We start from the raw sequence: 23,419 nt of genomic DNA on the forward strand, positions 1-23,419 counted from the left end.
CGCTATCGCGAGCAAGCTCGCTCCCACAGGAAAGCTCGACACCGCATTCATGGCATCGAAATTACCCCAAATCGATGACAGGGAGCTATAGGACAGCGAACGTGCCTTGCGCTTTTGCGACCAGTTTGTCGCCTTGCATCACCTCGGCTTCGACCACCAGCGTGCGCCGGCCGGGGTGGATGACCCGGGCGGTGCACAACACGTCGCCGTCGGACACGGCGCGAATGTAGTTGATCTTGCATTCGATGGTCGCGCTCTGCTGGTCAAAGCCATGGACACTGGAGCAGGCCAGTCCCATGGCGATGTCCACCAGGCTGAACAGCGCGCCGCCGTGCAGCTTGCCGCCGCGATTGCGCAGCGGCGGCTCAAGGCTCAGGGCGACTTGCGCCACCCCGTCTCCAAGGCTGTGCAGACGGCAGCCGAGCAGCTTGAAGAACGCGCTCTCCACCAACCCGGCTGGCACCTCCATCAGCGTTTCTTCAACTGCTTGGCGTTGGCGAACAACGAAGCCATGGCGTTGTTGGACGGAGCTGCGGTGGCGGTTTCCTTGCGCGGCGCGGTGTTTTGCGACTGGCGTGGCGTCGAGCCAGGACGCGCACCACGGGCACCGTCGACTTTCTCGCCCGGCGTGTCGCTCATGCGCATCGACAGGCCGACGCGTTTACGCGGGATGTCGACTTCCATGACCTTCACTTTCACCACATCACCGGCCTTCACCGCTTCGCGCGGGTCCTTGATGAACTTCTCGGACAAGGCCGAGATATGTACCAGACCGTCCTGGTGCACGCCGATGTCGACGAAGGCACCGAAGTTGGTGACGTTGGTCACCACGCCTTCGAGGATCATGCCCGGCTGCAGGTCCTTGAGGTCTTCGACGCCGTCCTGGAACTCGGCGGTCTTGAACTCGGGGCGCGGATCCCGGCCCGGTTTCTCCAGTTCCTGGAGGATGTCGGTGACGGTGGGCAGGCCAAAGGTTTCGTCGGTGAATTTCTTCGGATCCAGGCGCTTGAGGAACCCGGCGTCACCGATCAGCGAACGGATGTCGCGGTCGGTCTGGGCGGCGATGCGTTGCACCAGCGGGTAGGCTTCAGGGTGGACAGCGGAGGAGTCCAGCGGGTTATCGCCGTTCATCACCCGCAGGAAGCCGGCGGCCTGTTCGAAGGTCTTTTCACCCAGGCGCGGGACTTTCTTCAACGCGGCGCGGGTCTTGAACGCGCCGTGTTCGTCACGGTGGGTGACGATGTTCTGCGCCAGGGTGGCGTTCAGGCCGGAGATACGCGCCAACAGCGCCACCGAAGCGGTGTTCACGTCCACGCCCACGGCGTTCACGCAATCCTCCACCACCGCGTCCAGGCCGCGGGCCAGTTTCAGTTGGGAAACGTCGTGCTGGTACTGGCCGACACCGATGGATTTCGGGTCGATCTTGACCAGTTCCGCCAGTGGATCCTGCAGGCGACGGGCGATGGACACCGCGCCACGGATCGATACGTCCAGGTCCGGGAATTCCTTGGAGGCCAGTTCCGACGCCGAGTAAACCGAAGCGCCGGCCTCGGAGACCATGACCTTGGTCATCTTCATGGCTGGGTATTTCTTGATCAGCTCGGCGGCCAGCTTGTCGGTCTCGCGGCTGGCGGTGCCGTTGCCGATGGCGATCAGGTCCACCGAATGCTTGGCGCACAGGGCGGCGAGCACGGCGAGGGTCTGGTCCCACTTGTTGTGTGGCACGTGCGGATAGACCGTGGCGTGGTCCAGCAGTTTGCCGGTGGAATCCACCACGGCCACCTTGCAACCGGTGCGCAGGCCCGGGTCCAGGCCCAGGGTGGCGCGCGGGCCGGCCGGTGCGGCCAGCAGCAGGTCATGCAGGTTGTGGGCGAACACGTTGATCGCCTCGGTCTCGGCGTTATCGCGCAACTCGCCCAGCAGGTCGGTTTCCAGGTGGGTGTAGAGCTTGACCTTCCAGGTCCAGCGCACCACCTCGGCCAGCCATTTGTCGGCGGCGCGATTCTGGTTCTGGATGCCGAACTGCTGGCCGATCATGCCTTCGCACGGGTGCATGGTGCCGGGCAATTCTTCACCGACTTTCAGTGCGGAGCTGAGGATGCCTTCGTTGCGACCACGGAAAATCGCCAGGGCGCGGTGGGACGGCATGCTCTTGAGCGGTTCGTCGTGTTCGAAGTAGTCGCGAAACTTCGCGCCTTCCTCTTCCTTGCCGGCGATCACGCGGGCGCTGAGGGTGGCTTCCTGCTTGAGGTAGCTACGCAGTTTTTCCAGCAGGTTGGCGTCTTCGGCGAAACGCTCCATGAGGATGTACTTGGCGCCTTCCAGCGCCGCTTTCACGTCCGCCACGCCTTTGTCGGCATCGACGAAACGCGCGGCTTCGGCTTCCGGGGCCAGGGTAGGGTCGTTGAACAGGCCGTCGGCCAGCTCGCCGAGGCCGGCTTCCAGGGCGATCTGGCCCTTGGTGCGGCGCTTTTGCTTGTAGGGCAGGTACAAGTCTTCGAGGCGGGTCTTGGTGTCTGCCAGCTTGATGTCGCGCTCAAGTTGCGGGGTCAGCTTGCCCTGCTCCTGGATGCTGGCCAGGATGCTGATGCGCCGTTCGTCGAGTTCTCGCAGGTAGCGCAGGCGTTCTTCCAGATGCCGCAATTGGGTGTCATCGAGGCTGCCGGTCACTTCTTTCCGGTAACGGGCGATGAAAGGCACCGTGGAGCCTTCATCGAGTAGCGCGACGGCCGCTTCGACCTGTTGTGGGCGTACACCGAGTTCCTCGGCGATGCGGCTGTTGATGCTGTCCATAAAACCACCTGACAAATTGTGAAATCAGGCTCGCCACCGCAGAAGCAGGGCTCGGCGAGACTGGTTGAGCGGCCTGGCATGCGCCGCTGCCTGGGTCAAAAGGCTGCCTGTTGACCCGCGAAATTCAAAAAGTGCTGCCTGGCCAAGGGGAAAAAAATGGCACGCCGGGTCACGATCCGGCATTCCCTGGCACAAAAGGCCGCGCATTATAACCAGCGTTCTGTCCTGAGGGGGGGACATGGTCTGTAGGCTTGATACCCGGATTTGTGGTGATAGAGGAAAAATCTGCTAACAATGCACACGGTGCGTATAACGGCAGCTAGGCCATAATGCGCGCCGAGATCAAAGGAGCTTCCTATGAGCAGCACTGCACAAACTGCTGAAGGCGAAAAAATTCTTATTGTTGACGACGATCCGGGGCTGAGCAGCTTGCTGGAACGCTTTTTCGTCAGCAAGGGCTACCGCGCCCGTACCGTACCGAACACCGAGCAAATGGATCGACTGCTGGCCCGTGAGGTTTTCAACCTGGTGGTGCTCGACCTGATGCTGCCCGGTGAAGACGGCCTGACAGCCTGCCGCCGCCTGCGCGGCGCCAACAACCAGATCCCGATCATCATGCTCACCGCCAAGGGCGACGAGCTGAGCCGTATCAAGGGCCTTGAACTGGGCGCCGACGATTACCTGGCCAAGCCGTTCAACCCCGACGAGCTGATGGCCCGCGTCAAGGCGGTGCTGCGTCGCCAGTCGGCGCCGGTACCTGGCGCGCCAGGCAGCGAAGATGAAAGCGTGACCTTCGGCGATTATGAGCTGTCCCTGGCCACTCGTGAGCTCAAGCGCGGTGATGAGGTCCATATGCTCACCACCGGCGAGTTCGCGGTGCTCAAGGCGCTGGTGATGAACGCCCGCCAGCCGCTGACCCGGGACAAACTGATGAACCTGGCCCGTGGTCGTGAATGGGATGCGCTGGAGCGCTCCATTGACGTGCAGATTTCCCGTCTGCGCCGGATGATCGAACCTGATCCTTCCAAGCCGCGGTACATCCAGACCGTCTGGGGCGTGGGTTATGTGTTCGTGCCGGATGGCGCCGCCAGCAAGTGATCGGCGATTTGTAGGAGCGGGTGGCCTGGCCGGTTGAAATGTCTTCTTCCAGGCGACTCGCGGTCTGTCATTGTGCGAGCATCGCTCGCTCCTGCAAGTGTGTAGCGGTTATTCATGAAAACCCCCGTTTGGTTCCCCCAGAGTTTCTTCTCCCGCACCCTCTGGCTGGTGCTGATCGTCGTGCTCTTCTCCAAGGCACTGACGCTGGTGTACCTGCTGATGAACGAAGACGTTCTCGTGGACCGGCAATACAGCCATGGTGTTGCCTTGACCCTGCGGGCCTATTGGGCGGCGGACGAAACCAACCGGGCGAAAATTGCCGAGGCGGCGACGCTGATCCGCGTTGTCGGTGCCGGCGTGCCGGAGGGCGAGCAGCACTGGCCCTACAGCGAGATCTATCAACGCCAGATGCAGGCCGAACTGGGCGCCGATACCGAGGTGCGATTGCGCATGCATTCGCCGCCGGCGCTGTGGGTGCGAGCCCCGAGCCTGGGGGATGGCTGGCTGAAGGTGCCGTTGTACCCGCATCCGCTGCGCGGCCAGAAAATCTGGAACGTACTCGGCTGGTTCCTGGCCATCGGCCTGCTGTCGACGGCATCGGCGTGGATCTTCGTCAGCCAGCTCAACCAACCTTTGAAACGCCTGGTCTACGCCGCCCGCCAACTGGGCCAGGGGCGCAGCGTGCGGCTGCCCATCAGCGATACGCCCAGCGAAATGACCGAGGTCTACCGTGCCTTCAACCAGATGGCCGAGGATGTCGAACAGGCCGGGCGCGAGCGTGAGTTGATGCTCGCTGGTGTCTCCCATGACCTGCGCACGCCGCTGACCCGGCTGCGGTTGTCGCTGGAGTTGATGGGTGAGCACACCGACCTGACCGACGAGATGGTCCGCGACATCGAGGACATGGACGCGATTCTCGACCAGTTCCTGGCGTTCATTCGCGACGGTCGTGACGAGTCGGTGGAAGAGGTGGACCTCAGTGAATTGGTGCGGGAGGTGGCCGCGCCCTATAACCAGAACGATGAGAAATTGCACCTGCGCCTGGAGCCGATCCAACCGTTTCCGTTGCGCCGCGTGTCGATGAAGCGCTTGCTGAACAACCTGATCGGCAATGCGCTGAACCACGCAGGCACCGGTGTCGAAGTCGCGGCCTATGTCTCCGGTGACACCAGCGCGCCTTATGTGGTGCTGAGCGTCATGGACCGTGGCGCCGGCATCGATCCCTCTGAGCTGGAAGCCATTTTCAATCCGTTCACTCGCGGTGATCGCGCTCGGGGTGGGAAGGGCACGGGGCTGGGCCTGGCCATCGTCAAGCGCATTGCCTCGATGCACGGCGGCAATGTCGAGCTGCGTAACCGTGTCGGTGGTGGGCTGGAAGCTCGGGTGCGCTTGCCGTTGGGCTTGATGCTGCCTCGGGATGCGGTGTAGCGGCTTTTCTCAAGTAAGACAGAGAACCTGTGGGAGCGAGCCCTGTGGGAGCCGAGCTTGCTCGCGATGAACGATAACAGGGTCTTCCAGTAGACCGAGGCGCCTTCATCGCGAGCAAGCTCGGCTCCCACAAAGGCTCTCTCCCAAAGGGTTTTGTGTTGAGTCAGCCCTTACCCTTGGTTCGGGTCATGTTCGGCCCGCCATTCTTTTCCAAATGCTCGATGATGATCCCGGCCACGTTCTTGCTCGTGGTGGTCTCGATCCCTTCCAGGCCTGGCGAGGAGTTGACCTCCATCACCAGCGGTCCGTGGTTGGAGCGCAGGATGTCCACGCCCGCCACGGCCAGGCCCATGACTTTCGCGGCCCGCAGGGCGGTCATGCGTTCTTCCGGGGTGATCTTGATCAGGCTGGCACTGCCGCCGCGATGCAGGTTGGAGCGGAACTCTCCGGGCTTGGCCTGGCGTTTCATCGAGGCAATCACCTTGTCGCCGACCACGAAGCAGCGAATGTCCGCGCCACCGGCTTCCTTGATGTACTCCTGGACCATGATGTTCTGCTTCAGGCCCATGAACGCCTCGATCACCGATTCCGCCGCCGTCGCGGTTTCACACAGGACCACGCCGATGCCCTGGGTGCCTTCCAGCACCTTGATCACCAGCGGTGCGCCGTTGACCATCGCAATCAGGTCGGGAATGTCGTCGGGGGAGTGGGCAAAACCGGTGACCGGCAGGCCAATTCCGCGCCGTGACAGCAACTGCAGCGAGCGCAGCTTGTCCCGGGAGCGGGCGATGGCCACCGACTCGTTGAGGGGAAACACCCCCATCATTTCGAACTGACGCAACACGGCGCAGCCATAGAACGTCACCGATGCGCCGATGCGCGGGATCACCGCGTCGAACCCTTCCAGCGGTTTGCCACGGTAATGGATCTGCGGCTTGTGGCTGGCGATGTTCATGTAGGCGCGCAGGGTATCGATCACCACCATTTCATGGCCTCGTTCGGTCCCGGCTTCAACCAGGCGACGAGTGGAATACAGACGCGGATTACGCGACAGCACAGCGATCTTCATGCAACACCTGTGGCAGAGGTAGTGGACACCGGGAATGCCGGCTTGTCTTGAACGTATTTGATACCCGGATTGACCACCAGTTGGCCGTCGATCAAGGCTTTGGAACCCAGTAACAGGCGGTATCGCATGGACTTGCGGCAGGCAAGGGTGAACTCGACCCGCCAGATCCGATCACCCAGTGCCAACGTGGTGCTGATCACGTAGCGGACCTGAGCGTGGCCGTTGGAGCTTTTTATTGTCTTGCGGGCCACCAGCGGGGCTTCGCAGCGGCGATGGCGCAACTGCACCACCGTACCGAGGTGCGCAGTGAAGCGCACCCACTTCTCGCCATCGCGCTCGAATGGCTCGATGTCGGTGGCATGCAGGCTGGAGGTGCTGGCGCCGGTGTCGATTTTTGCCCGCAGGCCCACGACTCCCAGATCCGGGAGCGCCACCCACTCGCGCAGACCGACAACGGTCAAATGGTCAAAAGTCTTCAATAAAAAAACCTGCGATCAGTACATCGGATCGTGGACTCCGCGAATCGCGGTATTCACGCAGAATAATCACAAAATGGCGACAGTTATCTACGCGCTTGTTTGTGCTTGTAACCGATTTCGAGCCAAGCCATGCATCTGGAGGCGATTTGGTGGGCATTCTATCCGTCGGGCCGGATTCGTGCGCCCGACAAAAACGGTAGTACAGTTCCGGCTATTGGCAGAAAAGAGGAATGGCAGTGGCACAAAAAAAGGAAGAGGACGACAAGGTCCGTCTCGATAAATGGTTGTGGGCGGCGCGATTCTACAAGACGCGGGCCCTGGCCAAGACCGCCATCGAAAGCGGCAAGGTCCATCACCGGGGAGAGCGTTGCAAGCCGGGCAAGGAGCCACGCGTTGGCGATGAATTTGTCATCCGCACCGGCTTCGATGAAAAGACCGTGGTGGTCGAAGCCTTGTCGATCGTGCGTCGCGGCGCGCCTGAAGCGCAGGCGCTGTATCGCGAAACCGAAGCCAGTATCGCCAAGCGTGAAACCGCCGCCGCGCAACGCAAGGCCGGCGCCCTGGGGGTCAGCACCGACGGCAAGCCGAGCAAGAAGCAGCGCCGGGACCTGTTCAAGTTTCATGGCAGCAATAACGAATAGAACATCGGTCATTCGAGGCTATCCGTGGCGAGGGAGCTTGCTCCCGCTGGGCTCTGTAGGAGCTGGCGAAGCCTGCGATCTTTTGATCTTGATCATTCGCTCGCGACTCAATTGTCTGGGGAAAGATCGCAGCCTCGTTGCACTCGACAGCTCCTACACAGCTCCTACGCAGCGTCTACAGGTAGGTGGGCAGTACCTTCCCGTCAGGCAAACCCAAGCCTTGCTTGGAACCCACCCTGAATGCTCATAAAATGCCTGCCATCATTTGTCATCACCTCAGATACCAGACCCTATGACTGATTTACCGGATACCGACTACACCCAACGTTTCATCTTCGATGACAGCGACGCCCGTGGCGAGCTGGTGGCGTTGGAGCGTAGCTACGCCGAAGTCCTGGCCAAGCACCCCTACCCGGAGCCGGTCGCACAAATGCTCGGCGAGTTGATGGCGGCTGCGGCGTTGTTGGTGGGCACCTTGAAGTTCGATGGCTTGCTGATTCTCCAGGCGCGTTCCGATGGTCCGGTGCCGTTGCTGATGATCGAGTGCTCCAGTGAGCGCGAAATCCGTGGCCTGGCCCGTTATGACGCCGAGCAGATCGGGCCTGACGCAACGCTGGCCGACATGATGCCCAATGGCGTGCTGGCCCTCACGGTCGATCCGACCCAAGGCCAGCGTTACCAGGGAATTGTCGATCTGGACGGGGCAACCCTGGCCGATTGCTTCACCAACTACTTTGTCATGTCCCAGCAGACCAATACCCGCTTCTGGCTCTACGCCGACGGGCGGCGGGCTCGCGGTTTACTGCTGCAGCAACTGCCTGCCGATCGCCTGCGCGACCCGGAAGAACGCGACGCCAGTTGGCAGCACGTCACCGCTCTGGCCAGCACTCTGAGCGCCGATGAGCTGTTGAGCCTGGACAACGAAACCGTGCTGCATCGCCTCTATCACGAGGAGCAGGTACGCTTGTTCGACGGACAGCCGTTGCGCTTCCAATGCAGTTGCTCTCGTGAACGTTCCGCCAATGCGCTGGTCAGTCTGGGTCTGGAAGATGCGCAGCAACTGGTGATCGAGCATGGCGGTGCCATCGAGGTCGATTGCCAGTTTTGCAACGAGCGCTACCTGTTCGACGCGGCGGACATCGCTCAATTGTTCGCGGGTGCGGGTGTCGACACACCGTCAGATACTCGTCACTAAAACGTTTCAGCGCAGGTAAATCTCCTGGCAAGTGCCGGATTTACGCCGTACTGACGGGAGGGCCCTACTCTTTTTGGGGTTTTCTGGCATAATCCGGCCCACTTTTTTCGGGTAGTAGTGCGCGACTTCCTACTACAAAACGTTTGGAGCACTCGGCCACGGGCCGACGGGGAATCTCATGACGCAAGCCAATAACGCCGTGTACACCGATCTGAGTGTCGATGATCTGGTCAAAGAAGCCCTGAATCGCGGTGAAGGCGAGCTTGCCGATACTGGCGCGCTGGTTGTTCGTACCGGTCATCGTACCGGTCGCTCGCCAGTCGACCGTTTCATCGTGGAAGAGCCAACCACCCAGGCCGCCATCGCCTGGGGCCCGATCAACCGCAAGTTCCCGGCCGACAAGTTCGATGCCCTGTGGAGCCGCGTCGAAGCCTATCTGGGCGAGCGCGAGCGTTTCGTATCCCACGTGCATGTAGGCTCCGATCCTGCGCACTACCTGCCAGTCAAGATGACCACCGAGACCGCGTGGCACAACCTGTTTGGCCGTTGCCTGTTCATCAACCCCGAGCAATACAACGCCGGTGGCAAGGACGAGTGGCAGATCCTCAACGCGCCGAACTTCGTCTGCGAGCCTGAGCGTGACGGCACCAACTCCGACGGCACCGTGATCATCAACTTCGCGGCCAAGAAAGTGCTGATCGCCGGCATGCGCTACGCCGGTGAAATGAAGAAAGCCCTGTTCTCCGTGCAGAACTTCCTGCTGCCGGCCGTTGACGTGCTGCCGATGCACTGCGCCGCGAACATGGGCGAAGAAGGCGATGTGACCCTGTTCTTCGGCCTGTCGGGCACTGGCAAGACCACCCTGTCCGCCGATGAAAGCCGTTACCTGATCGGTGACGACGAGCACGGCTGGGGCGTGGGCGTGGTCTTCAACATCGAAGGTGGCTGCTACGCCAAGTGCATCGACCTGTCCGAGAAGAACGAGCCAGTTATCTGGAAAGCCATCCAGCACGGCGCCGTACTGGAAAACGTCGTCCTGGACCCGGTCACCAAGAAAGCCGACTACGCCGACGACAGCCTGACCCAGAACAGCCGCGCCGCTTACCCGCGTGAGCTGATCGAAAAACGCGCACCGAAAAACCTCGGTGGCGAGCCAAACGCCGTGATCTTCCTGACCTGCGACCTGACCGGTGTACTGCCGCCAGTGTCGATCCTCAGCGAAGAGCAAGCCGCCTACCACTTCCTGTCCGGCTACACCGCACTGGTGGGCTCGACTGAAATGGGTTCGGGCAGTGGCATCAAGTCGACCTTCTCCACCTGCTTCGGCGCCCCGTTCTTCCCGCGTCCAGCCGGTGAGTACGCTGAGCTGCTGATCAAGCGCATCCGTGGTTTCGGCTCCAAGGTCTACCTGGTCAACACCGGCTGGACCGGCGGCGGCTACGGCGTTGGCAAGCGCTTCAACATCCCGACCACCCGTGCGGTGATCGCGGCGATCCAGAGCGGCGCGCTGATCGGTGCTGAAACCGAACACCTGGACATCATCAACCTGGACGTGCCGCTGGCTGTTCCAGGCGTCGAGACTGTCCTGTTGAACCCACGCAACACCTGGGCCGACAAAGCTGCCTACGACGAAGCGGCCAAGGCATTGGCCGGTCTGTTCACCGAGAACTTCAAGAAGTTCGACGTGAGCGACGCGATCAAGGCTGCCGGTCCACAGCTGTAAAACTTGGTTAGCGAATGAAAAAGCCGCCCTTCATGGGCGGTTTTTTTATGGGCGACTATTTGAGGCGCCCCGATCCGCTAGGCCTCTTCCACTTCCCGCGTATCCCATCGTTGCGCCTTGATCGCCTTGTAAAGCATGCCGATGGTCAGTGGCATCTTGTTCCCCCGGCCCTTGGCCCTGCGCTTTTGAAACACATCGAACCCTTCAGGCTGAAAATAGCGGTAGGCGTCATAGTCGATGAGCTCGATGGCGAAGCGCTCCTCCAGTGCCTCCATCAGGTGCCGGGCATCCGCGCCATCGCAACCCAGGTCGAGATTGATCGCGGTATCCAGCCGGATCGTCTTGCGTTCAGGCAGGCCGATTTCTTCGTGGAGCAGCTCCATGAGCTGGCGCATGGCGTGATCGTCGGGGAAGTCTGGGGCGAGGTGCATGGTGAGGTTTCCGGGGCGTTGGCGTGCGTCTGTCTGGAGGGAAAGTTTAGGGGCAATCGCTGGCCATTGGAAAAAGAAGAAAGGTCTCACAGTAGTCTCGGAACCGTCTGCTGAGTATTTCCCTGGCCGCTCGGTAAGGTTCGCCACGCCCTTTCAATGGGGTAACGGCGACCGAGCAGGGATGAAGCATGACGAAAGGAAAGACCAGTGTTCCGCAGGTCTGGGAGCATTACGGTGGCGATCGAGGCTACAGGATCCTGCGGGCCATGACCCCCAGCGAACTGGCAAAAAGAGATGCCGATCAACACGCCTATGAGGCCATGCTCGCCAGGCAGACGGCGTACATGAGCGAGCGTCTGGCCCAGGTCCGCGAGGCATCACCTTTCGACGTGAAGGGCAGCGTATTTGCCAAGTCCTGCAAGCTGCCTGATTCAGTCATCGACTACCACAACCCGAGCGGCTACATCCCGACTGAAGCCCTGAGGGAGTACGGCCAATTTACCTTGTTGGGTGGCCGTCAAGCTGACGAGTCAGGGCGCATTCAGCTTAAGAGTATCAGTGGGTCGTTACCGGCAAGCTTCGGTACGTTTGCCTTGGGTCGGACGATGCCGGCCTCCCTTGGCGTGGCGGCGGGGGCTGCTGGCGCGGTCAGCGCTCCTGTGGCGGCGGGTGTACTGATCGGTCTGGTGGGGTTGCTGATGCCCTCGAACCTGGGTGACGGTTCGTTGTACACCGAAGAGCAACTGCGCTCCCTGGAGCAGGCACGTACGCGGGTGCGGTTGCATGTCGAAACTCAGGCCGATGGCACGCTCAAGGGGTACGGCTACAACACCCAGGCACGACGTGACTGGGAAATGATTCCTGTGGTGACGTTCCAGGCCCGCGGCGAGCAGCAAGTGGCGGACTTAGGCGATGGGGTCGAGTTGATCTGGACGCCGGCGGTCGATCCATCCTCCACGCTGGGCATCCCGGCATTGGAGGCCGCGCCACAGGCCCCGCACATCTGGATTTTCCCGCCGACGCCTGCGGCGGACAGCATCATCGTCAACCCGATCTATCCGCCGGAGTACAAGGATTTCATTCTTGTGTTTCCGGCGGATTCTGGGGTTTCGCCGTTGTATGTTGTTTTCAACATTCGGCGCAAAGGCCTGCCGGAGGCTGAGCATGATTATCATCCGGCACCAAAAACATATGAAATAGCTGGTTTTGATGACTTGATCGAAGTTAAGGCCAAGACTCCACGTCAAGGCGGCGGTGGTTTTCGAGAGCGATGGACGGACGCTAAAGGGAGGAAGATTTATGAATGGGATTCCAGACACGCGGAGTTAGAGGTATATCGATCGAGCGATGGCAGCCATCTAGGTTCATTTGATCACCTTACGGGTGAGCAGAAGAAAAAAGCTAATCCGAAACGTAATATCAAAAAATTTCTTTGAGGATGCTATGGGATTAAAAGTCAGATTGAGATGGTTTGATAAAGAGACGGAGGTTCTGGTTGAAAAAGAATATTCCAAGGATTTTGAAGATGATTTTGTGATTCTTGACAATCTTGGTCGTTCGGTAAAAAACGATATCAATAACGGAAATTTTGACGTGAGTACTGAATGGGTTGAAATGTTGCAACCACATTTCAAACATGTTTTGGACTTGTCGGTGTATGACTATCAGGTGTCTTTTGATTATCGGGATGTTTGGTGATTATCACGCTTGAGTCCAACCGCCAACGCCGTTAGGCGGTAGATCCCTTTGGATTTCCCATGGTTATTTCCTGAACCAAGTCTTTGGCACCAGGCTGTATCATCCCGTATCGTTTTTGTCCCCGACCTTTTCTCGACTCGCCGCGTTGCCGCGCTAGGCTTTGGGCTTCGCAGCAGTCAAAGGAGCGACCGCGCATGCACAGCACCCTGGAACAGGTTTTCGGTTATCCACAGTTTCGTCCCGGGCAGGAGGCGGCCATCGGCGCCGTGCTGGCCGGTCGGTCGGCGGCGGCCATTTTTCCCACCGGCTCGGGCAAGTCCCTGTGTTATCAATTGTCGGCCCTGCTCTTGCCGCACCTGACCCTGGTGGTCTCACCGTTGCTAGCGCTGATGCAGGACCAGTTGGCGTTCCTCAAGCGCCACGGCATCGCGGCGGCGAGTATCGATTCGGCCCAGGGCCGTGACGAAACCAACGATGCCATGGCGCGGGCCCGGTCGGGCGAGTTGAAGATCCTGATGATTTCCGTGGAGCGCCTGAAGAACGAGCGCTTTCGCAATTTCCTGCAGCAGGTGCCGATCTCGTTGCTGGTGGTGGACGAGGCCCACTGTATTTCCGAATGGGGGCATAACTTTCGACCTGACTACCTCAAGCTTCCCGATTACCAGCGTGAGTTCAATATTCCTCAGGTATTGCTGCTGACGGCCACCGCTACACCCAAGGTCATCGCCGATATGCAGGCGAAATTCGCCATCGCTGCCACGGATGTGGTGACGACCGGTTTCTACCGCTCGAACCTCAATCTGCTGGTCGAGCCCGTGCTGGGTGCCGACAAGCGCGCACGGCTGGTGCAATGGCTGGGCGAGCGTGCCGGGCAGCCGAGCATCGTCTACGTGACCTTGCAGCGAACCGCCGAGCAGATTGCCGAACACCTGGGCCGGCACGGTATCGAGGCCGAGGCCTATCACGCCGGTTTGCCCCATGAACAACGCGAAGATATCCAGCGGCGGTTCATGGGCGGGCAATCCAATTGCATCGTCGCGACCATCGCTTTCGGCATGGGCATCGACAAGAGCGATATCCGCAATGTCGTGCATTTCGATCTGCCCAAGTCCATCGAAAACTACAGCCAGGAGATCGGCCGGGCCGGGCGGGACGGGCAGCCTTCCGATTGCCTGGTACTGGCCAACCGCGACAGCCTCAACGTGCTGGAAAACTTTGTGTATGGCGATACGCCGGAGCTTGCCGGCATTCGTTGCGTGCTCGATGAGCTGAAGGCCGCTGCCGCCGATGGGCAATGGGAGTTTCTGCTGGGCCCCCTGGCTGACCAGAGCAACATCCGGCAACTGCCACTCAAGACGCTGTTGGTCCAGTTGGAGCTACGTCGGCTGATCGCGCCGCGCTATGCCTATTTCGCGGAGTACCGCTTCAAGTTCCTGACGGAGCCGCAAGAACTGCTGGAGCGCTTCGAAGGCGAGCGAAGGGACTTCGTCTCGGCCATCATCCAGACCTCCAGTCGCGCCCGGGCCTGGGCCACGGTAAATTTCGATGGGATGTACCAGCAATATCACGCTGAGCGTAATCGCGTGGTCAAGGCGCTGGATTATTTCCAGGAAAAGGGCTGGATCGAGCTGGAAAGCAAACAGATGACCGAGGTGTACAGCGTGCTGCAAGCGGACCTGGATACGCAGGTCTTGAGTGCCGAGCTACACGCCTATTTCACCCGACACGAACAAGGTGAAATCGCGCGGATCCACGCCATGCTTGAACTGTTCGCCACCGACCGTTGCCTGGGTTATCGCCTGGCGCAGTATTTCGGCGATGACAATGCGCCACGCCAGTGTGGCCATTGCTCGGTGTGCCATGGTCATGTCGCTTGCCTGCCGGAGCCGCCTGCTTTGCCGGCGCTTGTGGATAAAAACTTCGAGGCGCTGTGTGGCGACTTTATCCACAAGCATGAGCAGCACAGCGGCAGCGTGCCGTCTGCCGAGCGCCTTACCCGCTTCCTGTGCGGAATCAGCGTGCCGCTGTTCACCCGATTGAAGGCGCGGAAGATCCGTGGGTATGCCGCATTGGAAGCGTATCCATACGCTGAAGTTCGTCAGTGGGCTCAAGCGCACCTGTGAGCTGTATCCATTCGCTGAATGCCCTGCATCACACGAATAAATTTCAAAAACATTCGGTGGCTGACTAAGGTGAAGGCTGTCTTTGGATCGCCAACAAGAGAGCAAACATGAGCCAGACACCTTTCGATATTCAGCGTGCCGCGGTGGTCGGTGCAGGCACCATGGGGCGGGGCATCGTGATGTGCCTGGCCAACGCGGGCGTGGCGGTACAGTGGGTCGACAACAATCCACAGATGCTCGCGCAGGCACTGGTGGCCGTGGCCGAGACCTATGCCCATGGCGTGCGTCAGGGCCGTTTCGATCAGGGCGAGGCTGACGCGCGGATCGCCCGGGTGACACGGGCGGATGATTACGCGGCGATCCGCAATGTGGACCTGGTGATCGAAGCGGTTTACGAAAACCTCGAACTCAAACAGAACATTTTTCGTGAGCTGGACGGCCTGCTCAAGCCCGAGGCCATCCTGTCGAGCAACACTTCCGCGCTGGACATCGATGCCATTGCCGCTGCCACCCGCAGGCCGGCCCAGGTCCTGGGCCTGCATTTCTTCAGCCCGGCGCACATCATGAAGTTGCTGGAAATCGTTCGCGGTGCACACACCTCCACAGCGGTGCTGGACGCGGCGTTGATGCTGGGCAAGCGCATGGGCAAGGTCAGCGTTGTATCAGGCAATTGCCATGGATTCATTGGCAACCGGATGCTTCATCCGTATGTGCTGGAAGCGCGCAAGATGCTGCTGGAGGGGGCATTCCCCCATCAGGTGGATGCGGCGTTGCAAGGCTTTGGCTTCGCCATGGGACCGTTCCGTATGTACGACGTCGTTGGCATCGATCTGGAGTGGCGCGCCCGTGAGCTGGCGGACAAGGGCCAGGATGCGCCCGAGGTGCAGGTGGACAACCGGTTGTGCGAGCTGGGACGGTTCGGCCAGAAAAGCGGCAATGGGTATTATCACTACGAGCCGGGCAGTCGACAGGCCGAGCATGATGTCGAGGTCGATGCGCTGGTGCTACAGGTCAGTGAAGCGCTGGGTTTTCAACGGCGCGAGATTGGCCCGGAGGAAATCCTCGAGCGGTGCTTGCTGGCGCTGGTCAACGAGGGGGCGAAAATCCTGGAGGAGGGCATTGCCGAGTCTGCCCACGACATCGACCTGGTCTATCTCAACGGCTATGGCTTCCCTGCGGACAAAGGCGGGCCTATGGCCTGGGCCGACGGGCAGGGGTTGGAAGATATTCACGCACGCCTCCTGGAGCTCGAAACGAAGCAGGGCGACCAATGGAAGCCTGCGCGCCTGATCGGCGATTTGGTCGCGCAGGGCAAGGGATTCGCGCAGGCCTGAGGCCGGGCCACGTCAATATCATTGAACAACCGTAAAGGACACCTGATGCCCCAACGCAACGAATACCGACACTTGCAACCCATTACCACGCGCTGGCACGACAACGATGTCTACGGTCACATCAATAACGTCACCTATTACAGCTTTTTCGATAGCGCAGTGAATACCTACCTGATCGAAGTCGGTGGCCTGGATATCCATGACGGAGAGGTGGTGGGGTTCGTGGTGAGTTCAGCCTGTGACTACTTTGCCTCGATCGCCTTTCCTGACCGGATTGAAATCGGCCTGCGGGTCGGGAAGCTGGGCAGCAGTTCGGTGCAGTACGAATTGGCGGTGTTCAAGGTTGGCGAGGAGGAGGCGTGCGCGGCGGGGCGTTTTGTTCACGTATTTGTGGATCGGGCGTCGAATCGGCCGGTGGCGATTCCGGACCGCCTACGTGGGGCTTTGGAGCGGTTGGTGGTCTGAAACGAAAAATCGCAGCCTCCTGTCAGCGCTGGGCGCTGTCGGAGGCTGCGATCTTCAACGGCTAGTGACGATCAGCCGTTAGTCACGGTAGTAGCGATGATGTTTTTTGCGGTGCCCGTAGGCATGGCCGCGACCTGGGTGGCCGTCACGGTAGTAGCGGCGATCACCACGGCGATCGTCATAGCGACGGTCATCGTCATCGTCCTTGCCCATGTAGTTACCCAGGGCACCGCCAGCGCCGCCGCCCGCTGCCGCACCGATCAGGCTGCCGGTGCTGCCGCCGACGCTACGGCCGACCACGTTGCCGCCGGCTGCGCCCAACGCGCCGCCGATCGCCGCTTCGCCGCGGCTGTGTTTGTCTGCGCCGACTGCACTACCGCCCGCACCGCCCAGCGCCGCGCCGATAGTGGAGCCGGTGTTGCCGCCCAGGGACTGGCCGACGACCGAACCCAAAACCCCGCCCAATGCGCCGCCCACACCTGCTTCGGCAGTACCACCGGCAGAAGCGATGCCACTGGCCAGGCTAAGGGACAACAAGAGAATGGAGGAGAACTTCATAGAGGAGCCTCAAAGGGATGACGGCGCGATCCTGAGGCTGGCTTCGCTTGGTTACAATAGAAATCCGACGAGTAACACGACTTGTGCACAGTTCTCTAAGTTATTGTTTTTCGGTGGGAACTTAAGGCAAATTGGTCGGTCTGTAGCTACTTCGGACAGGCCGTTTTCTATGGAAAACGGCCTTTTTTGTGGGCGTTCGAAAAATAGGATTGTGAGAGCGAAGCTGTGTGGGAGCAAAGCTTGCTCGCGACACAGGCGACTCTATTTCTGAAAGACCGCACTGCTTTCATCGCGGGCAAGCCTTGCTCCCACACAACCTAATCTACTCGCACGTTATATCAGGCCGACTTGGCCAGGATCAGTCCATTCTCGCTCGCCGCTTCCAGGCGGATCGCGACGAATTTCGACGTTGGGGTGTGGCTGCCATCGCCCGTGCTTTCCAGTGGCACCAGCGGGTTCACTTCAGGGTAATAGGCCGCAGCCTGCCCGGCAGGAATGTCGAATGCCAGCAGGGTAAAGCCCTTGACCCGCCGTTCGCGGCCGTCATCCCAGAGCGAGACGATGTCGGCTTTCTGCCCCGGCTTGAAGCCCAGGCGAATGATGTCCGCTTCGTTGGCAAACAACACGTCACGCTGGCCCTTCACACCGCGATAGCGGTCATCGAGGCCATAGATGGTGGTGTTGTACTGATCGTGGGAACGCATGGACTGCATGATCAGGTCGGGCAACTGGCCGGTGGCCCGGGTGCGTTCATGCACAAGATCGGTCGGCAACCGGTTGGGCTTGAAGTTGGCGCGACCCGACGGGGTGTTCCAGCGCCGTGAACCGGCGCTATTGCCGAGGTAGAACCCGCCAGGGTTCTTCAGCTTTTCGTTGAAGTCCTTGAAGCCAGGTACGGTGTCGGCGATCAGGTCGCGGATGCGACGGTAGTCGGCCACCAGCCAGTTCCAGTCCACCGGACGGCTACCCAGCGTGGCGGCGGCGATGCCGGCGATGATCCACGGTTCGGAGCGCATCTGGTTCGACAGCGGCTGCAGCTGGCCCATGGAGGCATGCACCATGCTGAAGGAGTCTTCCACGGTCACCGCTTGCGCACCTTCGGTTTGCAGATCGATGTCGGTGCGGCCCAGGCACGGCAGGATCAGCGCTTCCTTGCCGTGAGCCAGATGGCTGCGGTTGAGCTTGGTGCTGATCTGAACCGTCAGGTCGCAATTGGCCAAGGCCTGGAACGTTCGATGGCTGTCCGGTGTGGCTTGGGCGAAGTTGCCGCCCAGGGCAATGAACACCTTCGCCTGGCCGTCGGCCATGGCGTGGATCGCCTCGACCACGTTGTGGCCGTTTTCACGCGGTACCTTGAATTGGAAGCGCCGCTCCAGTGAATCGAGGAACGCCGCTGGCGGACGCTCGTTGATGCCCATGGTCCGGTCACCCTGGACGTTGCTGTGGCCGCGTACCGGGCACAGGCCTGCGCCTGGCCGGCCGATGTTGCCGCGCAGCATCATCACGTTGGCGATTTCCTGGATGGTCGCCACCGAATGGCGATGCTGGGTGATACCCATCGCCCAGCACATGATCACGTTCTCGCTTTTGGCGTACATGCGCGCCGCTTGCTCGATCTCGACCAGGGTCATGCCCGATTGCTCGACGATCTGTTCCCACGGCGTGTCGTCGACCGCCGCCAGGTAATCCAGCACGTTGGTGCAGTGCTCATTGAGGAAGGCGTGGTCGAACACCGCCGCAGCGCCGGTATTCTGCGCTTCGCGCTCCCACTGCAGCAGGAACTTCGCCATGCCGCGCAAGATCGCCATGTCGCCGCCCAGGGCTGGGCGGAAATAGGCGGTGTTGGTCGGCTTATTGCCGTTGGTGAGCATTTCGATCGGGTTCTGCGGATGCTGGAAGCGCTCCAGGCCACGCTCCTTGAGCGGGTTGATGCAGACCACTTGGGCGCCGCGTTTCACTGCCTCGCGCAGTGGTTCGAGCATCCGCGGATGGTTGGTACCGGGGTTCTGGCCCCAGACGAAAATCGCGTCGGCGTGTTCGAAATCGTCGAAGGTCACTGTGCCCTTGCCCACGCCCACGCTCTGGGACAACGCTACGCCGCTGGCCTCGTGGCACATGTTCGAGCAGTCGGGGAAGTTGTTGGTGCCATAGGCGCGCACGAATAGCTGATACAAGTAGGCCGCTTCGTTGCTGGCTCGGCCCGAGGTGTAGAACTCGGCCTGGTTCGGGCTGGACAGCCCTTGCAGGTGCTTGCCGATCAGGTCGAACGCCGCTTCCCAACTGACGGGTTTGTAGCGGTCGGTTTCGGCGTCGTAGCGCATGGGCTCGGTCAGGCGACCCTGGTACTCGAGCCAGTAGTCGCTCTGCTCCAGCAGCGAGCTCACGCTGTGCTTGGCGAAAAATGCACCATCGACGCGGCGCTTGGTGGCTTCCCAGTTCACGGCCTTGGCGCCGTTCTCGCAGAACTTGACCACGCCGCTTTCCGGCGAGTCACCCCAGGCACAGCCTGGGCAGTCAAAACCGCCATTCTGGTTGGTCTTGAGCATCATGCGGATGTTTTTCAGCGCATTGTCGCTGGTCAGCCAGGCCTGAGCGACGCTGATCAGCGCACCCCAGCCACCGGCCGGGCCCTTGTAGGGCTTGTAGCGCGGTACGGGTTTCTGGTCGGCTTGTTGATGATTGCTCACGCTTGTTTCTCCATCGCAGGGCTGTAGACCCGTGGCGCACTTTTTTGCGGCAGGTGGATGAGGTTGAGGTTGTGTTGGCGGGCCCACTGCACCGCCAGGCCCGTGGGCGACGACAGGCTGACCAGGGTCTGGATGCCGGCCCGCAGGACTTTCTGGATCAGTTCGAGGCTGCAACGGCTGGTGACGATCGCCATGCCGCCGGCCACCGGGATCTGCTGCCGAACCAGCGCGCCGATCAGCTTGTCGAGGGCGTTGTGCCGGCCAATGTCTTCGCGACCCAGCAGCAACTCGCCTTGGGCGTTCATGAACAACGCGGCGTGGACTGCGCCGCAGTATTGGCCCAGGGGCTGGAACTGGCTGATACGGTCACGCAGGCCATCGAGCCATTGGGCCGGTGGCAGCGCTGCGCCGGGCAGCACCTTGAGGTTGGGCAATGCCTGTTCCACTGCTTCCACGCCGCACAAGCCGCAGCCACTGGTGCCCGTCAATTGCCGGCGTTGCTGCTTGAGGTTCCAGAAGGCGCGGTTGGCGATGGTCACCTCGGCATGGTGCGCCGCACCGGTGCCGCTCAGTTGCAGGTCATAGATGTCCGATGCGTCTTCAATGATGCCGCTGCCGAGGCTGAAGCCGACGATGAAGTCTTCAAGGTCGGTGGGGGTGACCAGCATGACCGCCTGGCTGATGCCGTTATAGGCAATCGCCAGCGCCACTTCCTCGGCCAGCGCGGTGCTGTCCGATTGGGAGTGGTCCAGATTGCAGTAGCGATAGCTCTGGCTGGCGGCCGGCGCGGATGTTTCCATCGCTGGCGCTGGACTGACCGGAGGCTTGTCGTTCATAGGCATCACTGAAAGTAGGAATAGTGTTAAGACTAAATGCGGCAATCTGCCACGTCTAATCGCTATTACTGATCTCTCAATAGATGACGTCGATCAAGAAGTCGTCGATGATTTCTGGTAAAGGGCAAAACAGGCCTCTGCCAAGGCCGAACGTGGGGCGCCGCGCCGCATGATCAGGCCCAGCGGGACTAAGGTCTGCGCGCTTTCGATAGGCTGGATGCGCAAATCTTCGGTCAGCACATTCAGGCCGCTGTCCAAGGGCATCACCGCGCAACACAGTCCGCCGTGCACAGCTTGTAACAATTGGTGCACCGCGTCGGTTTGCAACAGCGGTTGAGGCGTGAGGCCCCGGCTGTGGAAGTTGTGGTCGATGGATTGGCGAAAATGCATGCCGCTGGTGAGCATGCCCAGGGGCAGTTCGATCAGCGCTTCCCAGCTCAGCGGTTGTTCGCCGAAAAAGAAAAAGCGCTGGTCGTAGAGCAGGCCCATGCGGGTGTGGCTGAAGGGCAGGGCTTCGAAGCGTTCGTTGTCCAGGCGTTCCAGGTAGGAAATACCCAGGTCGATACGGTTGTTCGCCAACTGTTCGAGGATGCGTTCGGAGCTCAGGGACGACAATTCGAAACGCAGGCTGGGGTGCTCGGCGTGCAAGCGCTGCATCATCGCCAGCGGGTCGAAGTCCGACAACGGCACCACGCCCAGGCGCAGCGTACCCACCAGGTTGCCACGACAGGCCGCCGCTTCGGCCTGCAGCCCGTCATAGGCCGCCAGCACCGTGCGCGCCCAGGCCAGTACCCGTTCTCCCGGCGCGGTGAAACCTTCAAAGCGCTGGCCGCGATTGACCAGTGGCAGGTCGAGTTCTTCTTCAAGGCTGCGCAGGCGCATCGACAGGGTCGGCTGGGTGATGTGGCAGCGTGCGGCGGCTTGGCCGAAGTGGCGGGTTTCGTCGAGCGCGATGAGAAATTTCAGCTGCTTGATGTCCATCTTCGCTCCAGGGCGCAGGAAGGTTCGGATTCTAGCGCTTGCGCGTGGCGGGGTCATTGGTCGGTTGGGAACCGGGTTCGTTTCGCCTGGTCTAGTCTTTGCGTCTGGACACTTAAATCAAGGAGCGTGTGCCATGAGTATCTTTAGCTTTGTGAAGGAAGCCGGTGAAAAGCTGATCGATCTGCTGACCCCCGGCAATGCCAATGCCAGCGAACAACTGAAAGCGCATATTGAAAAGGTCGGCCTGGGTAATCCGAATGTCCAGGCGACCATCGACGGCGACAAAGTCATCGTCACCGGTGAAGTAGCGAGCCAGGAAGAAAAGGAAAAGATCCTGTTGGCGGTGGGCAATATCGCCGGTGTCGGCAGTGTCGACGACCAGATCACGGTGACTGGCCCGGTAGCACAGGCGGCGCGTTTCGTGACGGTGAAGAAGGGCGACACGCTCAGCGCCATCTCCAAGGCCGAGTACGGCGACGCGAACAAGTACAACAAGATCTTCGAGGCCAACAAGCCGATGCTGTCGCATCCGGACAAGATCTATCCGGGGCAGGTGTTGCGTATCCCCGAGTAACCTTCAGGCCTGTGGTGCCTTCATCGCGAGCAAGCTCGCTCCCACACTGGATCTGTGGTGAACAAAGATCCCCCTGTGGGAGCGAGCTTGCTCGCGATGGCGGCCTGATAGCTGGCTGGGATTTTGTTGATCGGGTACATATCCATTGCTGCGGTAACGGCTGCTTAGGGTTCCGCCCTTACGGCGGCTCACTTTTGAGAAGCCCGGGAGCCGGCCCAGTCAAAAGTAAGCAAAACGCTTTTGCCCCACCACTCGGTGCCTCGCTTAGGCTCGGCATGCCCTCACTCCGGCATTGCTCCGTGGGCCCGCCGCGAAGGGCCATCCATGGCCCAGCGCGGCTATCCCGGCATTCATGCCGGGATGCCCACTGCGCAATACCTGCGTTCGGCCAGCGTGGTTAACGGGGCGCCGAGATCAACGTCCACGCCGAGGCGGCCTAACAGCCGACCTGATTCTCCCGGTCGTACACCCATCAGCTCTGTTTGAGCAGGACCTGTGGGAGCAAAGCTTGCTCGCGAGGCGGCCTGACAGCCGGCCAATTTCTCCGGCCGTGCCCCCGATCCAACTGTGGGAGCGAGCTTGCTCGCGATGAATACGGCGCGGTTCAAAGCCCGGCAATCAAGTCCCGATAATCCCCCAACGCGTCAAACTCCCCTGTGTCCTTCGGCCCTTTGCGGCTATCCGGCTCGCTCACGGCCAGCAAGTGCGCCACGCCGAAGTCCCGGGCGCTGCGCAACACCGGCAGGGTGTCGTCGATGAACAGGCTGCGGGCCGGGTCGAAATTCAAGTCGGCTTGCAGCGCGTCCCAGAATTGCGGGTTTTCCTTGGGGAAGCCGTAGTCGTGGGAGCTGATCAGGCGGTCGAAATAAGGGGCCAGTTCGATGCGCTCCAGCTTCAGGGACAATGAATCGCGGTGGGCGTTGGTGATCATCACCACGCGCTTGCCGGCCCGCTGGATCGCTGCCAGGAAGGTATCGGCGTCCGGGCGCAAGGCGATCAGGTGCGCGGTTTCCAGCTTCAGTTCGCGTACCGGCAGTTTCAGCTCGGCGCTCCAGAAATCCAGGCAATACCATTGCAACTGGCCGGCGTTGCGCTCGAACAGCGGCTGCAGCTCCATCTCGGCCATCGCCCGGCTCACGCCATGCAGTTCGGCGTAGCGCTGGGGCAGGTGTTCGAGCCAGAAATGGTTGTCGTAATGCAGGTCCAGCAGGGTGCCGTCCATGTCCAGCAGAACCGTATCGATCTCATGCCAGGGCAGCAAAGCCATAAAACTTCTCCAGCGGTAATCGGATATCCGACACAAACA

At 60.7% G+C, this 23,419-nt stretch carries 21 protein-coding genes; 11 read left to right on the forward strand and 10 right to left on the reverse strand.

The features are described from left to right. Positions 1 to 85: 85 nt before the first annotated feature. Together AB4Z20_RS16745 and AB4Z20_RS16750 are read right to left on the reverse strand one after the other, a co-directional pair. Positions 86 to 469, reverse strand: a complete 384-nt coding sequence (locus AB4Z20_RS16745; protein ID WP_253470924.1) for a PaaI family thioesterase — start codon at positions 467 to 469, stop codon at positions 86 to 88. Then, on the reverse strand, positions 469 to 2,793 hold the full coding sequence (locus AB4Z20_RS16750; RefSeq protein WP_253470926.1) for a Tex family protein: 2,325 nt from the start codon (positions 2,791 to 2,793) through the stop codon (positions 469 to 471). Before AB4Z20_RS16750 ends, AB4Z20_RS16745 begins: the two co-directional genes overlap by 1 nt. Positions 2,794 to 3,150: 357 nt before the next feature. On the opposite strand from AB4Z20_RS16750, the gene ompR reads away from it, so the two are divergent. Together ompR and AB4Z20_RS16760 are read left to right on the forward strand one after the other, a co-directional pair. Next, positions 3,151 to 3,891, forward strand: coding sequence for an osmolarity response regulator transcription factor OmpR (ompR, locus tag AB4Z20_RS16755; protein WP_003196691.1), 741 nt, complete (start codon positions 3,151 to 3,153; stop codon positions 3,889 to 3,891). A 114-nt stretch (positions 3,892 to 4,005) separates the two neighbouring features. Beyond that, positions 4,006 to 5,319: an ATP-binding protein gene (locus AB4Z20_RS16760; protein WP_018608795.1), complete on the forward strand. Its 1,314-nt coding sequence runs from the start codon at positions 4,006 to 4,008 to the stop codon at positions 5,317 to 5,319. A 163-nt stretch (positions 5,320 to 5,482) separates the two neighbouring features. Here the strand turns inward: AB4Z20_RS16760 and rimK are convergent, their stop codons facing one another. Continuing rightward, positions 5,483 to 6,388, reverse strand: coding sequence for a 30S ribosomal protein S6--L-glutamate ligase (gene rimK / locus AB4Z20_RS16765; RefSeq protein ID WP_003196697.1), 906 nt, complete (start codon positions 6,386 to 6,388; stop codon positions 5,483 to 5,485). After that, positions 6,385 to 6,867, reverse strand: a complete 483-nt coding sequence (gene rimB / locus AB4Z20_RS16770; protein WP_003196699.1) for a retropepsin-like aspartic endopeptidase RimB — start codon at positions 6,865 to 6,867, stop codon at positions 6,385 to 6,387. The genes rimK and rimB overlap by 4 nt, the downstream gene beginning before the upstream one ends. Before the next feature lie 236 nt (positions 6,868 to 7,103). Between rimB and AB4Z20_RS16775 the strand changes: the two genes are divergently transcribed. The 3 genes from AB4Z20_RS16775 to AB4Z20_RS16785 all read left to right on the forward strand — a co-directional run bounded on the left by AB4Z20_RS16775 (position 7,104) and on the right by AB4Z20_RS16785 (position 10,426). After that, entirely contained in the window at positions 7,104 to 7,508 is a 405-nt protein-coding gene (locus AB4Z20_RS16775) for an RNA-binding S4 domain-containing protein (protein ID WP_442090275.1), read from the forward strand. Positions 7,509 to 7,800: 292 nt separating this feature from the next. After that, a complete protein-coding gene (gene hslO, locus AB4Z20_RS16780) occupies positions 7,801 to 8,703 on the forward strand; it encodes an Hsp33 family molecular chaperone HslO (RefSeq protein WP_018608788.1) in 903 nt (300 codons plus the stop codon). Between the two features lie 178 nt (positions 8,704 to 8,881). Next, on the forward strand, positions 8,882 to 10,426 hold the full coding sequence (locus AB4Z20_RS16785) for a phosphoenolpyruvate carboxykinase (RefSeq protein WP_214510985.1): 1,545 nt from the start codon (positions 8,882 to 8,884) through the stop codon (positions 10,424 to 10,426). A gap of 77 nt (positions 10,427 to 10,503) precedes the next feature. Here the strand turns inward: AB4Z20_RS16785 and AB4Z20_RS16790 are convergent, their stop codons facing one another. Continuing rightward, complete coding sequence (locus tag AB4Z20_RS16790; RefSeq protein WP_253470928.1) at positions 10,504 to 10,857, reverse strand: DUF1493 family protein; 354 nt, start codon at positions 10,855 to 10,857, stop codon at positions 10,504 to 10,506. 188 nt (positions 10,858 to 11,045) lie between these two features. On the opposite strand from AB4Z20_RS16790, the gene AB4Z20_RS16795 reads away from it, so the two are divergent. From AB4Z20_RS16795 to AB4Z20_RS16815, 5 genes are all read left to right on the forward strand, one after another. Beyond that, positions 11,046 to 12,293 carry a colicin E3/pyocin S6 family cytotoxin gene (locus AB4Z20_RS16795; protein ID WP_442090276.1) on the forward strand — a complete coding sequence of 416 codons (1,248 nt, stop codon included), beginning with the start codon at positions 11,046 to 11,048 and terminating at the stop codon, positions 12,291 to 12,293. 7 nt (positions 12,294 to 12,300) lie between these two features. Then, positions 12,301 to 12,555 (forward strand): colicin E3-like toxin immunity protein, encoded by a 255-nt coding sequence (locus tag AB4Z20_RS16800; RefSeq protein ID WP_253470932.1) that lies wholly within the window; start codon positions 12,301 to 12,303, stop codon positions 12,553 to 12,555. 194 nt (positions 12,556 to 12,749) lie between these two features. Beyond that, positions 12,750 to 14,678 carry a RecQ family ATP-dependent DNA helicase gene (locus AB4Z20_RS16805; RefSeq protein ID WP_442090277.1) on the forward strand — a complete coding sequence of 643 codons (1,929 nt, stop codon included), beginning with the start codon at positions 12,750 to 12,752 and terminating at the stop codon, positions 14,676 to 14,678. A gap of 107 nt (positions 14,679 to 14,785) precedes the next feature. Next, complete coding sequence (locus AB4Z20_RS16810; RefSeq protein WP_442090278.1) at positions 14,786 to 16,012, forward strand: 3-hydroxyacyl-CoA dehydrogenase NAD-binding domain-containing protein; 1,227 nt, start codon at positions 14,786 to 14,788, stop codon at positions 16,010 to 16,012. A 45-nt stretch (positions 16,013 to 16,057) separates the two neighbouring features. Then, positions 16,058 to 16,477 carry an acyl-CoA thioesterase gene (locus AB4Z20_RS16815; RefSeq protein WP_214510978.1) on the forward strand — a complete coding sequence of 140 codons (420 nt, stop codon included), beginning with the start codon at positions 16,058 to 16,060 and terminating at the stop codon, positions 16,475 to 16,477. Positions 16,478 to 16,555: 78 nt separating this feature from the next. Here the strand turns inward: AB4Z20_RS16815 and AB4Z20_RS16820 are convergent, their stop codons facing one another. The 4 genes from AB4Z20_RS16820 to AB4Z20_RS16835 form a co-directional block, all read right to left on the reverse strand. After that, complete coding sequence (locus AB4Z20_RS16820; RefSeq protein ID WP_212798541.1) at positions 16,556 to 17,035, reverse strand: glycine zipper domain-containing protein; 480 nt, start codon at positions 17,033 to 17,035, stop codon at positions 16,556 to 16,558. 338 nt (positions 17,036 to 17,373) lie between these two features. Continuing rightward, on the reverse strand, positions 17,374 to 19,722 hold the full coding sequence (locus AB4Z20_RS16825) for an FdhF/YdeP family oxidoreductase (protein ID WP_442090279.1): 2,349 nt from the start codon (positions 19,720 to 19,722) through the stop codon (positions 17,374 to 17,376). Beyond that, on the reverse strand, positions 19,719 to 20,558 hold the full coding sequence (gene fdhD, locus AB4Z20_RS16830) for a formate dehydrogenase accessory sulfurtransferase FdhD (RefSeq protein ID WP_442090280.1): 840 nt from the start codon (positions 20,556 to 20,558) through the stop codon (positions 19,719 to 19,721). Before fdhD ends, AB4Z20_RS16825 begins: the two co-directional genes overlap by 4 nt. Before the next feature lie 93 nt (positions 20,559 to 20,651). Beyond that, positions 20,652 to 21,539 carry a LysR family transcriptional regulator gene (locus tag AB4Z20_RS16835; RefSeq protein WP_003196722.1) on the reverse strand — a complete coding sequence of 296 codons (888 nt, stop codon included), beginning with the start codon at positions 21,537 to 21,539 and terminating at the stop codon, positions 20,652 to 20,654. A 133-nt stretch (positions 21,540 to 21,672) separates the two neighbouring features. Between AB4Z20_RS16835 and lysM the strand changes: the two genes are divergently transcribed. Then, positions 21,673 to 22,113, forward strand: coding sequence for a peptidoglycan-binding protein LysM (gene lysM, locus AB4Z20_RS16840; RefSeq protein ID WP_024619134.1), 441 nt, complete (start codon positions 21,673 to 21,675; stop codon positions 22,111 to 22,113). Positions 22,114 to 22,717: 604 nt separating this feature from the next. Here lysM and yrfG read toward each other — a convergent pair. Further along, positions 22,718 to 23,380, reverse strand: a complete 663-nt coding sequence (gene yrfG / locus AB4Z20_RS16845; RefSeq protein WP_214510974.1) for a GMP/IMP nucleotidase — start codon at positions 23,378 to 23,380, stop codon at positions 22,718 to 22,720. Positions 23,381 to 23,419 lie beyond the last annotated feature (39 nt).

The sequence above is a fragment of the Pseudomonas sp. KB_12 genome, assembly GCF_052114545.1.
Lineage (GTDB): Bacteria > Pseudomonadota > Gammaproteobacteria > Pseudomonadales > Pseudomonadaceae > Aquipseudomonas > Aquipseudomonas brassicacearum.

What these genes read in the sequence shown, in the direction of transcription:
- rimK (WP_003196697.1), bottom strand. Translation starts at nt 6,388, where the DNA reads ATGAAGATCGCTGTGCTGTCGCGTAATCCGCGTCTGTATTCCACTCGT.
- AB4Z20_RS16760 (WP_018608795.1), top strand. Translation starts at nt 4,006, where the DNA reads ATGAAAACCCCCGTTTGGTTCCCCCAGAGTTTCTTCTCCCGCACCCTC.
- AB4Z20_RS16810 (WP_442090278.1), top strand. Translation starts at nt 14,786, where the DNA reads ATGAGCCAGACACCTTTCGATATTCAGCGTGCCGCGGTGGTCGGTGCA.
- AB4Z20_RS16745 (WP_253470924.1), bottom strand. Translation starts at nt 469, where the DNA reads ATGGAGGTGCCAGCCGGGTTGGTGGAGAGCGCGTTCTTCAAGCTGCTC.
- AB4Z20_RS16815 (WP_214510978.1), top strand. Translation starts at nt 16,058, where the DNA reads ATGCCCCAACGCAACGAATACCGACACTTGCAACCCATTACCACGCGC.
- yrfG (WP_214510974.1), bottom strand. Translation starts at nt 23,380, where the DNA reads ATGGCTTTGCTGCCCTGGCATGAGATCGATACGGTTCTGCTGGACATG.
- AB4Z20_RS16750 (WP_253470926.1), bottom strand. Translation starts at nt 2,793, where the DNA reads ATGGACAGCATCAACAGCCGCATCGCCGAGGAACTCGGTGTACGCCCA.
- AB4Z20_RS16790 (WP_253470928.1), bottom strand. Translation starts at nt 10,857, where the DNA reads ATGCACCTCGCCCCAGACTTCCCCGACGATCACGCCATGCGCCAGCTC.
- ompR (WP_003196691.1), top strand. Translation starts at nt 3,151, where the DNA reads ATGAGCAGCACTGCACAAACTGCTGAAGGCGAAAAAATTCTTATTGTT.
- fdhD (WP_442090280.1), bottom strand. Translation starts at nt 20,558, where the DNA reads ATGAACGACAAGCCTCCGGTCAGTCCAGCGCCAGCGATGGAAACATCC.
- AB4Z20_RS16835 (WP_003196722.1), bottom strand. Translation starts at nt 21,539, where the DNA reads ATGGACATCAAGCAGCTGAAATTTCTCATCGCGCTCGACGAAACCCGC.
- AB4Z20_RS16795 (WP_442090276.1), top strand. Translation starts at nt 11,046, where the DNA reads ATGACGAAAGGAAAGACCAGTGTTCCGCAGGTCTGGGAGCATTACGGT.
- lysM (WP_024619134.1), top strand. Translation starts at nt 21,673, where the DNA reads ATGAGTATCTTTAGCTTTGTGAAGGAAGCCGGTGAAAAGCTGATCGAT.
- AB4Z20_RS16800 (WP_253470932.1), top strand. Translation starts at nt 12,301, where the DNA reads ATGGGATTAAAAGTCAGATTGAGATGGTTTGATAAAGAGACGGAGGTT.
- AB4Z20_RS16805 (WP_442090277.1), top strand. Translation starts at nt 12,750, where the DNA reads ATGCACAGCACCCTGGAACAGGTTTTCGGTTATCCACAGTTTCGTCCC.
- AB4Z20_RS16820 (WP_212798541.1), bottom strand. Translation starts at nt 17,035, where the DNA reads ATGAAGTTCTCCTCCATTCTCTTGTTGTCCCTTAGCCTGGCCAGTGGC.
- hslO (WP_018608788.1), top strand. Translation starts at nt 7,801, where the DNA reads ATGACTGATTTACCGGATACCGACTACACCCAACGTTTCATCTTCGAT.
- AB4Z20_RS16785 (WP_214510985.1), top strand. Translation starts at nt 8,882, where the DNA reads ATGACGCAAGCCAATAACGCCGTGTACACCGATCTGAGTGTCGATGAT.